This is a genomic window from Streptomyces sp. DSM 106670 (assembly GCF_055792845.1).
Genome location: NZ_CM147704.1, coordinates 1,581,574 through 1,593,365, shown reverse-complemented (window position 1 = coordinate 1,593,365; position 11,792 = coordinate 1,581,574). Strand labels below are relative to the sequence as shown.

The 11,792-nt window shown below is 70.7% G+C and carries 11 protein-coding genes and 1 pseudogene; 8 read left to right on the top strand and 4 right to left on the bottom strand.

The window, feature by feature from the left end:
• The first annotated feature begins 218 nt into the window (after nucleotides 1-218).
• The 8 genes and pseudogenes from gap to ACSMXR_RS06920 all read left to right on the top strand — a co-directional run bounded on the left by gap (nucleotide 219) and on the right by ACSMXR_RS06920 (nucleotide 7,994).
• Entirely contained in the window at nucleotides 219-1,229 is a 1,011-nt protein-coding gene (gene gap / locus ACSMXR_RS06955; RefSeq protein WP_030078781.1) for a type I glyceraldehyde-3-phosphate dehydrogenase, read from the top strand.
• Nucleotides 1,230-1,342: 113 nt separating this feature from the next.
• Entirely contained in the window at nucleotides 1,343-2,554 is a 1,212-nt protein-coding gene (locus tag ACSMXR_RS06950; RefSeq protein WP_473171437.1) for a phosphoglycerate kinase, read from the top strand.
• Nucleotides 2,555-2,560: 6 nt separating this feature from the next.
• Nucleotides 2,561-3,337 (top strand): triose-phosphate isomerase, encoded by a 777-nt coding sequence (tpiA, locus tag ACSMXR_RS06945; protein ID WP_364881195.1) that lies wholly within the window; start codon nucleotides 2,561-2,563, stop codon nucleotides 3,335-3,337.
• Between the two features lie 116 nt (nucleotides 3,338-3,453).
• Complete coding sequence (gene secG, locus ACSMXR_RS06940) at nucleotides 3,454-3,690, top strand: preprotein translocase subunit SecG (RefSeq protein ID WP_030078776.1); 237 nt, start codon at nucleotides 3,454-3,456, stop codon at nucleotides 3,688-3,690.
• Between the two features lie 104 nt (nucleotides 3,691-3,794).
• Nucleotides 3,795-4,130 (top strand): RNA polymerase-binding protein RbpA, encoded by a 336-nt coding sequence (locus ACSMXR_RS06935; protein ID WP_078566397.1) that lies wholly within the window; start codon nucleotides 3,795-3,797, stop codon nucleotides 4,128-4,130.
• A 184-nt stretch (nucleotides 4,131-4,314) separates the two neighbouring features.
• Nucleotides 4,315-5,972: pseudogene (gene pgi, locus ACSMXR_RS06930) on the top strand (glucose-6-phosphate isomerase).
• 4 nt (nucleotides 5,973-5,976) lie between these two features.
• The gene (locus ACSMXR_RS06925) at nucleotides 5,977-6,483 is read left to right on the top strand and encodes a PH domain-containing protein (RefSeq protein WP_242740611.1); all 507 of its coding nucleotides are present in this window, start codon (nucleotides 5,977-5,979) and stop codon (nucleotides 6,481-6,483) included.
• Entirely contained in the window at nucleotides 6,480-7,994 is a 1,515-nt protein-coding gene (locus tag ACSMXR_RS06920; protein WP_473171436.1) for a PH domain-containing protein, read from the top strand. The genes ACSMXR_RS06925 and ACSMXR_RS06920 overlap by 4 nt, the downstream gene beginning before the upstream one ends.
• A 6-nt stretch (nucleotides 7,995-8,000) precedes the next feature.
• Here ACSMXR_RS06920 and ACSMXR_RS06915 read toward each other — a convergent pair whose 3' ends face one another.
• The 4 genes from ACSMXR_RS06915 to zwf form a co-directional block, all read right to left on the bottom strand.
• Nucleotides 8,001-8,363, bottom strand: a complete 363-nt coding sequence (locus tag ACSMXR_RS06915; protein WP_473171435.1) for a VOC family protein — start codon at nucleotides 8,361-8,363, stop codon at nucleotides 8,001-8,003.
• A gap of 70 nt (nucleotides 8,364-8,433) precedes the next feature.
• Nucleotides 8,434-9,216 carry a 6-phosphogluconolactonase gene (pgl, locus tag ACSMXR_RS06910; protein WP_473171434.1) on the bottom strand — a complete coding sequence of 261 codons (783 nt, stop codon included), beginning with the start codon at nucleotides 9,214-9,216 and terminating at the stop codon, nucleotides 8,434-8,436.
• A complete protein-coding gene (opcA, locus tag ACSMXR_RS06905) occupies nucleotides 9,213-10,262 on the bottom strand; it encodes a glucose-6-phosphate dehydrogenase assembly protein OpcA (protein WP_473171433.1) in 1,050 nt (349 codons plus the stop codon). Before opcA ends, pgl begins: the two co-directional genes overlap by 4 nt.
• A complete protein-coding gene (gene zwf, locus ACSMXR_RS06900) occupies nucleotides 10,259-11,791 on the bottom strand; it encodes a glucose-6-phosphate dehydrogenase (RefSeq protein WP_030078764.1) in 1,533 nt (510 codons plus the stop codon). Before zwf ends, opcA begins: the two co-directional genes overlap by 4 nt.
• Nucleotide 11,792: the final 1 nt, after the last annotated feature.

The window sequence follows — 11,792 nt, the reverse complement described above, 5'->3', positions numbered from 1 at the left end:
TTGGTCCCGGACCCGCCGGGACCCAGGTCCCGGCGGGCGTGACGGAGGTCCGTGCTCCTACTGGCGAGTACGGGCCTCCGGCCGTGTCCGGTGGCGCGCAAGGGCCCTCTCGATGTCACTCCCGAGCCCGTGGAGAGGTAGGGTCGGAAGCGGTCGGGGACATCCCTATACAACTCGCCGGCGTCGAAAACCGGCGTACCTAACGAGGAGATCGGTTCGTGACGATCCGCGTAGGCATCAACGGCTTCGGCCGCATCGGTCGCAACTACTTCCGCGCGCTGCTCGAGCAGGGTGCGGACATCGAGATCGTGGCTGTCAACGACCTGGGTGACACTGCGACCACGGCCCACCTGCTGAAGTACGACACCATTCTGGGTCGTCTCAAGGCAGAGGTGAGCCACACCGCCGACACCATCACCGTCGATGGTCACACCATCAAGGTGCTCTCGGAGCGCAACCCGGCCGACATCCCCTGGGGTGAGCTGGGCGTCGACATCGTCATCGAGTCGACCGGCATCTTCACCAAGAAGGCCGACGCCGAGAAGCACATCGCGGGCGGCGCCAAGAAGGTCCTCATCTCGGCTCCGGCCAAGGACGAGGACATCACCATCGTGATGGGCGTCAACCAGGACCAGTACGACGCGGCCAACCACAACGTCATCTCCAACGCCTCCTGCACCACCAACTGTGTGGCGCCGATGGCCAAGGTTCTCGACGAGAACTTCGGCATCGTCAAGGGCCTGATGACGACGGTCCACGCGTACACCAACGACCAGCGGATCCTGGACTTCCCGCACTCGGACCTGCGCCGTGCCCGCGCCGCCGCCGAGAACATCATCCCGACCACCACCGGTGCCGCCAAGGCCACCGCCCTGGTCCTCCCGCAGCTCAAGGGCAAGCTCGACGGCATCGCGATGCGCGTCCCGGTCCCGACCGGCTCCGCCACCGACCTGGTCGTCACCCTCCAGCGCGAGGTCACCAAGGACGAGGTCAACGCCGCGTTCAAGAAGGCCTCCGACGACGGCGCCCTCAAGGGCTTCCTGACGTACACCGAGGACCCGATCGTCTCCTCGGACATCGTCGGCGACCCGTCGTCCTGCACCTTCGACTCCTCCCTGACCATGGTCCAGGAGGGGAACTCGGTGAAGATCCTCGGCTGGTACGACAACGAGTGGGGCTACTCCAACCGCCTCGTCGACCTCACGGTCTTCGTCGGCGAGCAGCTCTGATCCTCGGGTCGGCAGGCACATCGATGTGAGCTGAGGGGCTCGCCCGGCGCAACGACGCGCCGGGCGAGCCCCTTAGCATGCTCATCGGTCCTTCCAAGGAGTAAACGGAACAGATGAAGACGATCGACGAACTTCTCGCCGAAGGGGTCGCGGGCAAGCGGGTATTCGTCCGCGCCGACCTCAATGTGCCGCTGGACGGCACCACGATCACCGACGACGGCCGTATCCGCGCCGTCCTCCCGACGGTCGCCAAGCTCGCCGAGGCCGGCGCGCGCGTCGTCGTCGCCTCGCACCTCGGCCGCCCCAAGGGCGCCCCGGACCCGGCCTTCTCACTGGCGCCCGCCGCCGCTCGCCTGGGCGAACTCCTCGGCGCCGACGTCGCCTTCGCCACCGACACGGTCGGCGAGTCCGCCCGCGCCACGGTCGCCGGCCTCGCCGACGGCCAGGTCGCCGTCATCGAGAACCTCCGCTTCAACGCCGGCGAGACCTCCAAGGACGACGCCGAGCGCGGCGCCTTCGCCGATCAGCTGGCCGAGCTCGCCGACGTCTACGTGGGCGACGGCTTCGGCGCCGTGCACCGCAAGCACGCCTCGGTCTTCGACCTCCCGGCCCGGCTGCCGCACTACGCGGGCTACCTCATCGCCACCGAGGTCGGCGTCCTGAAGAAGCTCACCACCGATGTGAAGCGGCCGTACGCGGTCGTCCTCGGCGGCGCCAAGGTCTCCGACAAGCTCGGGGTGATCGACCACCTGCTGGAGCGGGCCGACCGCATCCTGATCGGCGGCGGCATGGCGTACACCTTCCTCAAGGCCCAGGGCCACGAGGTCGGCAGCTCGCTGCTCCAGGAGGACCAGATCCCGGCCGTGCAGGAGTACCTGCGGCGCGCCGAGGAGAAGGGCGTCGAGTTCGTCCTGCCCGTCGACGTCGTGGTCGCCCCCGCCTTCCCCGACCTGAGGACCAAGGCCCCGGCCAACCCCACCACCGTCGCCGCCGACGCCATTCCGGCCGGCCAGATGGGGCTGGACAACGGACCGGAGACCAACAAGCTCTACGCCTCGAAGCTCGCCGACGCGGCCACCGTCTTCTGGAACGGCCCGATGGGCGTCTTCGAGCACCCCGACTTCGCCGACGGCACCCGCGCGGTCGCCCAGGCGCTCGTCGACTCCCCGGCCTTCAGCGTCGTCGGCGGTGGCGACTCCGCCGCGGCCGTCCGCATCCTGGGCTTCGACGAGAATGCTTTCGGACATATTTCGACCGGTGGCGGCGCGAGCCTCGAATACCTCGAGGGCAAGACGCTTCCCGGGCTCGCCGCACTGGAGGACTGACCTTTCATGACCACCCGCACCCCGCTGATGGCGGGCAACTGGAAGATGAACCTCAACCACCTCGAGGCCATCGCCCACCTCCAGAAGCTCTCCTTCGCGCTGGCCGACAAGGACTTCGAGGACGTCGAGGTCGCCGTCCTGCCGCCCTTCACCGACCTGCGCACCGTGCAGACCCTGGTCGACGGCGACAAGCTGAAGATCAAGTACGGCGCCCAGGACATCTCGGCGCACGACTCCGGCGCGTACACCGGTGAGATCTCCGGCCCCATGCTCGCCAAGCTGCGCTGCACCTACGTGGCCGTCGGCCACAGCGAGCGCCGCCAGTACCACGGCGAGAGCGACGAGATCTGCAACGCCAAGGTGAAGGCCGCCTTCAAGCACGGCCTGACCCCGATCCTCTGCGTCGGCGAGGGCCTGGACATCCGCAAGGCCGGTGACCAGGTCTCCTACACGCTCGCGCAGCTCGACGGCGCCCTGAAGGACATCCCGGCCGAGCAGGCCGAGTCCATCGTGATCGCCTACGAGCCGGTCTGGGCCATCGGGACCGGCGAGGTCGCCACCCCCGAGGACGCCCAGGAGGTCTGCGGCGCGATCCGCGGCCGGCTGGCCGAGCTGTACTCGCAGGAACTGGCCGACGCCGTCCGTATCCAGTACGGCGGCTCGGTGAAGTCCGGCAACGTCGCGGCCATCATGGCCAAGCCCGACGTGGACGGCGCACTGATCGGCGGCGCCGCGCTGGACGCCGACGAGTTCGTCAAGATCGTCCGCTTCCGCGACCAGTGAGTATGCGGTAGCGCCGATCCGTCGTACCCTTGCGGGGGCCGAGGGGGTTGCCACCCCTGCGGCCCCCGCTGTACGTACAGGCAGTAGTCAAGAATTCCGGAAAGTAGGGACCAGCCGTGGTTTTGGCGTTCCAGATCGCTCTGATCGTCTTCAGCCTGCTGCTGATGCTGCTGGTGCTCATGCACAAGGGCAAGGGCGGCGGCCTCTCCGACATGTTCGGTGGCGGAATGCAGTCCTCCGTCGGTGGCTCCTCCGTCGCGGAACGTAACCTCGACCGCATCACCGTCGTGGTCGGTCTGGTCTGGTTCGCGTGCGTCGTGGTACTCGGTCTGCTCGTCAAGCTGGACAGCTGACCGTCGTCCGCGCCTGCCGGTGACGGTGTAACTCCTTCCACTGGACGCGCGTTGGGCCTTACGTAGACTGGGGCATCGCTCGACTCACGCAGGGAGTTACGACCGTGGCAAGTGGCAACGCGATCCGGGGAAGCCGGGTCGGAGCGGGGCCGATGGGGGAGGCGGAGCGGGGCGAGTCCGCGCCGCGCGCCCGCATCTCCTTCTGGTGCTCGAACGGGCACGAGACGCAGCCGAGCTTCGCCCATGACGCGCAGGTGCCGGACATCTGGGACTGCCCGCGCTGCGGCTTCCCGGCAGGCCAGGACAAGGACAGCCCGCCCGACCCGCCCCGCACCGAGCCGTACAAGACGCATCTGGCGTACGTACGCGAGCGGCGCAGCGACGAGGACGGCGAGGCGATCCTCGCCGAGGCGCTGGCCAAGCTCCGCGGCGAGATCTGAGACCCCACCGCGGTACGGCTCCACGGACCACCCAGTCGTTTCACCGGCCGGACACCTCACGGGTGTCCGGCCGTATCGCGTTCCGCGCCACCGCCCTCCTCCACGCCGTCCGGCTCCTCGATCAATTAGGTTTGTGGGGCAGCGGGGATGCTGATGACGAGTGAGAAGTGGGCTGATATCCCGGATGAACGCAGCAAGCCGAACCAAGCTCAACCAGACGCCCGAGTGGACGGCTCTCGCCGAGCACCGTGAGGGGCTCGGCGCCCCCCAGCTGCGCGAGTTGTTCGCACGGCAGCCGGACCGCGGCACCGCCTACACCCTCCGGGTCGGCGACCTCCACCTCGACTACTCCAAGCACCTGGTCACCGACGAGACGCTGCGCCTGCTGCGCGAGCTCGCCGCCGCCACCGGGGTCGCGGAGCTGCGGGACGCGATGTTCCGCGGCGAGAAGATCAACACCACTGAGGACCGGGCGGTCCTGCACACCGCGCTCCGCGCCCCGCGCGAGGCGGTGATCGAGGTCGACGGTGAGAATGTCGTCCCCGCCGTGCACGCCGTCCTGGACAGGATGGCCGGCTTCGCCGAGAAGATCCGCTCCGGGCAGTGGACCGGCCACACCGGCAAGCCGATCAAGAACATCGTCAACATCGGCATCGGCGGCTCCGACCTCGGCCCCGCCATGGCGTACGAGGTGCTGCGCTCCTTCACGGACCGCGCGCTCACCGTCCGCTTCGTCTCCAACGTCGACGGCGCCGACCTGCACGAGGCCGTCCGCGACCTCGACCCGGCCGAGACGCTGTTCGTCATCGCCTCGAAGACGTTCACGACGATCGAGACCATCACCAACGCCACCTCCGCCCGGGACTGGCTGCTGACCGAGCTGAAGGCCGGTCAGGACGCCGTCGCCCGGCACTTCGTGGCCCTGTCGACCAATGCCGAGAAGGTCGAGGAGTTCGGCATCGACACGGCCAACATGTTCGAGTTCTGGGACTGGGTCGGCGGCCGCTACTCCTTCGACTCGGCGATCGGCCTCTCGCTGATGGTCGCCATCGGCCCGGACCGCTTCCGCGAGATGCTCGACGGCTTCCACCTCGTCGACGAGCACTTCCGCACCGCACCGCCCGAGGAGAACGCCCCGCTCCTCCTCGGCCTCCTCGGCGTCTGGTACGGCAACTTCTTCGACGCCCAGTCGCACGCGGTGCTGCCCTACAGCCACTACCTCTCCCGGTTCACCGCCTATCTCCAGCAGCTCGACATGGAGTCCAACGGCAAGTCCGTCGACCGCGACGGCAACCCCGTGGACTGGCAGACCGGGCCGGTCGTCTGGGGCACGCCCGGCACCAACGGGCAGCACGCGTACTACCAGCTGATCCACCAGGGCACCAAGCTGATCCCGGCGGACTTCATCGGCTTCGCCGCCCCGGTCCACGACCTGCTGCCCGGCTGATCGCCCAGCACGACCTGCTGATGGCCAACTTCTTCGCCCAGACCCAGGCCCTGGCCTTCGGCAAGACGCCCGAGGAGGTCCGGGCGGAGGGCGTGCCCGAGGAACTGGTCCCGCACAAGACGTTCCGGGGCAACCACCCCACGACGACGATCCTCGCCGACAAGCTGACCCCCTCGGTCCTCGGCCAGCTCATCGCGCTCTACGAGCACAAGGTCTTCGTCCAGGGCGCCATCTGGAACATCGACTCCTTCGACCAGTGGGGCGTCGAGCTGGGCAAGGTCCTCGCCAAGAAGATCGAACCGCTGCTGACCGGTGACGGCGGCGCGGACGCCGGGCAGCTCGACAGCTCCACCGCCGCCCTGGTCGACGCCTACCGCACGCTGCGCGGGCGCTGAGCCGATGCCACAGGGGGAGGGGACGGCGGTGGTGCTGCGGCCGCCGCGCAACACGCTGAACGAGCGGGCCGTCGGCTGGTGGCGGGTCCAGTGGCTGCTGCTGACGGCCGTGCCCGTCGTTCCGCTCGCGGTGCTGGGCGCGCTGATCGGGCCCGCCCGCTTCTGGCTGCTGCTGCCCGCCGCGGTCCTGGCCGTGGCGGGCACGGCGGCCGCCGTCCTCTTCCCCCTGTGGTGGTTCCGTACGCACCGCTGGGAGGTCACCGAGGAAGCGGTGTACGTCCGCACCGGGTTCTTCTGGCAGGAGTGGCGGATCGCCCCGATGTCCCGGATCCAGACCGTGGACACCGTGCGCGGCCCGCTGGAGCAGCTCTTCCGGCTTGCCACCGTCACGGTCACCACCGCCTCCGCCAAGGGCGCGGTACGGATCGCCGGGCTGGACCACGAGGTCGCCGCCGACCTCGCCGGGCAGCTCACCCGGATCACCCGCGACACCCCCGGCGACGCCACATGAGCACCGTCGCCCCGCCCGCCGACTGGCACCGCCTCGACCCCCGTACGGTCCTGGTCACCGCCCTCGTCGTGGCGGGGGTCGTCGCGGGCGCGGCCATCCCCGTCACGCTCGGGCTCACCCGCTGGTTCAGCCTCCCCGTCGCCGTGCTCCAGGTGCTCGCCGGAGCCGCCCTGGTCGTCGGGGCCGCGGCGGGCGCCGACCGGGTCCGCTGGCACCGCACCCGCTACCGGATCGGCGAGGAGCGCGTCGACCTCCACACCGGCCTGCTGCTCGTCAAGCGCCGCTCCCTGGCCCGCAGCCGCATCCGTACGGTCGACCTCACCGCCAACCTGCTGCTGCGCCTCCTGGGCCTGGTCACCGTCAGGATCGGCACCGGCGAACAGGGCTCCGAGTCCACCCTCGAACTGGACCCGGTGACCCGCACCGAGGGCGAACGGCTGCGCCGCCTCCTCCTGGAGCGCGCCGCCACCGCACCGCCCGGCGTCCACCGCGAGGGCGAACTGGCCGTCCTGGACCCCCGCTGGATCCGTTACGCCCCGGTCTCCTTCGTCGCCCCCATGCTCGGCGGGGCGGCCGCCGGGGCCGTGATGCAGGTCAGCGACTGGGTCGGGGCCCAGGGCCAGGTCATCGAGTGGGTCGGCGACCGCTTCCGGGAGACCCCGCTGCTCTGGGTGGTCATCGTCCTGGTCCTGGCCGCCCTGGTCGCGGGCGTCGTCGGAGCGCTCGGCCTCTGGATCGAGATGTGGTGGAACTACCGCCTGGAGCGCGAACCGGGCGGCACCCTGCGGGTCCGGCGCGGACTGTTCACCTCCCGGTCCATCTCCGTCGAGGAGGCCCGGCTGCGCGGCGTCGACCTGGTCGAGCCGCTGGGTGTCCGGCTGCTCGGCGCGGCCCGCCTCGACGCCATCACCACCGGCCTCGCCAAGGACCAGGAGGCCAGGAACGCCGACCACAACACCCTGCTCCCGGCCGCGCCCCGGACCCGGGCCGACGCCGTCGCCGCCGACGTCCTGCGCGAGACGGACACCCCGACCGGCGCCGCGCTCACCCCGCACCCGCGCGCCGCCCGGGGCCGACGGCTGCGCTGGTCGCTCGCCGCGGTCCTCGGCCCGGTCCTGGTCCTGACGCTCCTCGGGGCGCTGCTCACGCCGGTGCTGCTGTGGATCGCGCTCGGCTGTGCGGTGGTGGCCGTCCCGGTGGCGGTGGTGCTCGCCCTGGACGCGTACCGGGCGCTCGGACACACGCTCTCCGGCCGCTATCTGGTCACCCGCTCCGGCACGGTCCGCCGCTCCACGGCCGCTCTGGAGCGGGCCGGCGTGATCGGCTGGACGGTCAAGCAGTCGGTCTTCCAGCGCCGGGCCGGACTGCTGACCATCACGGCCACCACGGCCGCCGGAGGGGGCGCGTACACGGCGTACGACACCGACGCCGCCGAGGGCCTCACCTTCGCCGCCGAGGCCGTCCCCGGGCTGCTGGAGCCCTTCCTGGAGCGGCCGCCGAAGGACGTCTGAGGCAGGTCAGCCGCCGTGCGTCGTGTCGATGACGCAGAAGCGGTTGCCCTCGGGGTCCGCGAGCACCACGAAGTCCGGGTCCGGCGGATAGAGCTCCCACGCGACCCTGGTCGCCCCGAGCCCGATCAGCCGCTCCACCTCGGCCTCCTGGGTGTCGGAGTACAGATCGAGGTGGACCCGGGGGACCTCCTGCACGGGGGAGGTGGAGCGCCCCAGCGACACGCCGACGCCGGGCCCTTCGACCGGGACCAGCACCACCCAGTCGTCCGTGCCCGGTTCGCGCTCGGTGTAGGTGAGCGCCGCCTTCCAGAAAGCGGCCGCCCTGCCCACGTCGGTCGCACCCATCACCACGGTTCCGATATGCACCATGGCGCGAGCCTTTCACGACGAAGGCCCGGACCGCCAAGGAGAAGCGGACCGGGCCTTCGGGGGTGAACGCTCAGGCGGAGGCGGGCGGATACAGTGCGCGCGGCAGCTGCGAGGCCGCCGCCGCGTCGAGCAGCCACAGCGTGCGGCTGCGGCCGTACGCACCCGCCGCCGGGGCCTGGATCTCCCCGGCCCCGGACAGCGCGATGGCCGCGGCCTCCGCCTTGTCCTCGCCGGCGGCCAGCAGCCACACCTCGCGCGCCGCGCGGATCGCCGGCAGCGTGAGCGAGACGCGCACCGGCGGCGGCTTGGGAGCCCCGTGCACACCGACGACGGTGCGCTCGGTCTCCCGTACCGCGGGCAGCTCCGGGAAGAGCGAGGCCACATGCGTGTCCGGGCCGACGCCCAGCATCAGCACGTCGAACGTGGGCACCGGGCCGTGGTCCTCGGGACCCGCGGCGGCGGCCAGTTCGGCGGCGTAACCGGCCGCCGCGGCATCCGCGTCGTCGCCGTACGGGCCGTCCGACGCGGGCATCGCGTGCACCCGGGCCGGGTCGAGATCCACCGCGCCGAGCAGCGCCGCACGGGCCTGGGTGACATTGCGCTCCGGGTCGCCCTCGGGCAGGAACCGCTCGTCGCCCCACCACAGGTCCAGCCGCGACCAGTCGACCGCGTCCCGGGCGGGCGCGGCGGCGAGCGCGGCCAGCAGGCCGTTGCCGTTGCGCCCGCCGGTCAGCACCACCGAGGCATGGCCCCGGGAGGCCTGGGCGTCCACGATCCTCGTGATCAGCCGGGCCGCCGCGGCCTGGGCCATCAGCTCCTTGTCGCGGTGGACGACCAGTTGAGGAGGTGTCACTTGGAGGCCGCCTTCTTGGCCGGGGCCTTCTTCGCGGCGGGAGCCTTGGGCTCGGCGGCCTGGTCCGCCTTGTCCGCCTTGTCCGCGGCGCCTTCGACCGGCTTGGCCGTGACCTCGCCGCCCGCGTGCAGCTTGTCGACGCCGAACTTCACCGCCGAGGCGTAGGTGTTGTCCGGGTCGAGCCGGCGCAGCTCCTCCGCCAGCAGCTCGGAGGTGTCCCGGCGCTTGAGCGCCACCGCGCGGTCCGGCTGGTTCTGCATGGAGAGCGTGGCCAGCGAGCCGTCGGCCCGGTCCAGGACGATGACGCCGCTCTTCGTCTCCATCCGGACCGCGGTGAGGCCGGGGCCCTGGGAGAGCGTGCGCTCCACCGGGACGCCGAGCCGGTCCGCGAGCCACATGGCCAGCAGCTCGCAGCTCGGGTTGTCGCTCTCGCCCTCGACGGTCGCGGCGATGACCTCGGCCGGCTGCTGGTCCAGTGCGGCGGCCAGCATCGAGCGCCACGGCGTGATCCGGGTCCAGGCCAGATCGGTGCTGCCGGGGCTGTACGTCGCCGCCCGCACCGCCAGCTCCTCGATCGGGTGCTCGGCGGAGTAGGTGTCGGTGATCCGGCGCTGGGCCAGCGCCCCGAGCGGGTCCTTCGCCGGGTCGGCGGGGGCGTCCTCGGGCCACCACACCACGACCGGGGCGTCCGGCAGCAGCAGCGGCAGGACCACCGACTGGGCGTGGTTGGCCAGCTCGCCGTGGAGGCGCAGGACGACCGTCTCGCCGGTCCCGGCGTCCGAGCCGACCCGGACCTCGGCGTCGAGCCGGGCGTCCCGGCGGGCCCGCGGCGAGCGGCTGACCCGCTTGATCACCGCGATGATCCGCGAGGGGTGCTCGCGGGAGGCGTCACCGGCCGACTTGAGCGCGTCGTACGCGTTCTCCTCGTCGGTGACGATGACCAGCGTGAGCACCATGCCGATGGCGGGGGTGCCGATCGCCCGGCGGGCCGAGACCAGCGCCTGGTTGATCTTGCTGGACGTGGTTTCCGTGAGATCGATCTTCATGGCCGCCTCCAGCTCCGTCCGTCACGTGCGAGCATCTCGTCGGCCTCGGCCGGACCCCAGGTGCCGGCCGCGTACTTCGCGGGCTTGCCGTGCTTCTCCCAGTACTCCTCGATCGGGTCGAGGATGGTCCAGGAGAGTTCGACCTCCTGGTGGCGGGGGAAGAGGTTGGCGTCGCCGAGCAGGACGTCCAGGAGGAGCCGCTCGTACGCCTCCGGGCTGGACTCCGTGAACGACTCGCCGTACGCGAAGTCCATCGTGACGTCCCGGACCTCCATCGAGGTGCCGGGCACCTTGGAGCCGAAGCGCACGGTGACGCCCTCGTCCGGCTGGACCCGGATGACCAGCGCGTTGCCGCCCAGCTCCTCGGTCGCGCTCGACTCGAAGGGCAGATAGGGGGCGCGCTTGAAGACGACCGCGATCTCCGTGACCCGGCGGCCGAGCCGCTTTCCGGTCCGGAGGTAGAACGGCACGCCCGCCCAGCGGCGGTTGTTGATCGTCAGCTTGATCGCCGCGTAGGTGTCGGTCGTCGACTTGGGGTCGATGCCGTCCTCCTCGCAGTAGCCGAGGACCTCCTCGCCGCCCTGCCAGGCGTGCTCGTACTGGGCGCGCACGGTGTGCGCACCGAGGTCCTCGGGCAGCTCGACGGCGGTGAGCACCTTGAGCTTCTCGGCGACCAGGGCCTTCGGGTGGAAGGAGCCGGGCTCCTCCATCGCGGTCAGCGCCAGCAGCTGGAGCAGGTGGTTCTGGATGACGTCGCGGGCGGCGCCGATGCCGTCGTAGTAGCCGGCCCGGCCGCCGATGCCGATGTCCTCGGCCATCGTGATCTGTACGTGGTCGACGTAGGACCGGTTCCAGATCGGCTCCCACATCGTGTTGGCGAACCGCAGCGCCAGGATGTTCTGGACCGTCTCCTTCCCCAGGTAGTGGTCGATCCGGAAGACCTCGTTGGGCGGGAAGACGTCGTGCACGAGCTGGTTGAGCTCCTGCGCGCTGGCCAGGTCGTGACCGAACGGCTTCTCGATGACGGCACGCCGCCAGGAGCCCTCCTTCTGGTCGGCCAGGCCGTGCTTCTTCAGCTGCTGGACGACCTTGGGGAAGAACTTCGGCGGCACGGAGAGGTAGAAGGCGAAGTTGCCGCCCGTCCCCTGTGCCTTGTCGAGCTCCTCGATGGTCGCCTTGAGGGTCTCGAACGCCTCGTCGTCGTCGAAGTTGCCCTGGACGAAGCGCATCCCCTGGATGAGCTGCTGCCAGACCTCCTCGCGGAACGGCGTACGGGCGTGCTCCTTGACGGCGTCGTGGACGACCTGCGCGAAGTCCTCGTCCTCCCAGTCGCGGCGCGCGAAACCGATGAGCGAGAAGCCCGGCGGAAGCAGGCCGCGATTGGCCAGGTCGTAGACGGCAGGCATCAGCTTTTTACGGGACAAATCGCCCGTGACGCCAAAGATGACCAGGCCCGACGGCCCCGCGATACGCGGGAGCCGTCGGTCCTGTGCGTCACGGAGCGGGTTGGCTCCGGGAACAGCAGACAAA

Bases quoted from the DNA above. Each gene is read 5' to 3' on its own strand.
- tpiA (WP_364881195.1), top strand. From the start codon at position 2,561: ATGACCACCCGCACCCCGCTGATGGCGGGCAACTGGAAGATGAACCTC.
- ACSMXR_RS06925 (WP_242740611.1), top strand. From the start codon at position 5,977: ATGCCACAGGGGGAGGGGACGGCGGTGGTGCTGCGGCCGCCGCGCAAC.
- opcA (WP_473171433.1), bottom strand. From the start codon at position 10,262: ATGAAGATCGATCTCACGGAAACCACGTCCAGCAAGATCAACCAGGCG.
- ACSMXR_RS06950 (WP_473171437.1), top strand. From the start codon at position 1,343: ATGAAGACGATCGACGAACTTCTCGCCGAAGGGGTCGCGGGCAAGCGG.
- ACSMXR_RS06920 (WP_473171436.1), top strand. From the start codon at position 6,480: ATGAGCACCGTCGCCCCGCCCGCCGACTGGCACCGCCTCGACCCCCGT.
- ACSMXR_RS06915 (WP_473171435.1), bottom strand. From the start codon at position 8,363: ATGGTGCATATCGGAACCGTGGTGATGGGTGCGACCGACGTGGGCAGG.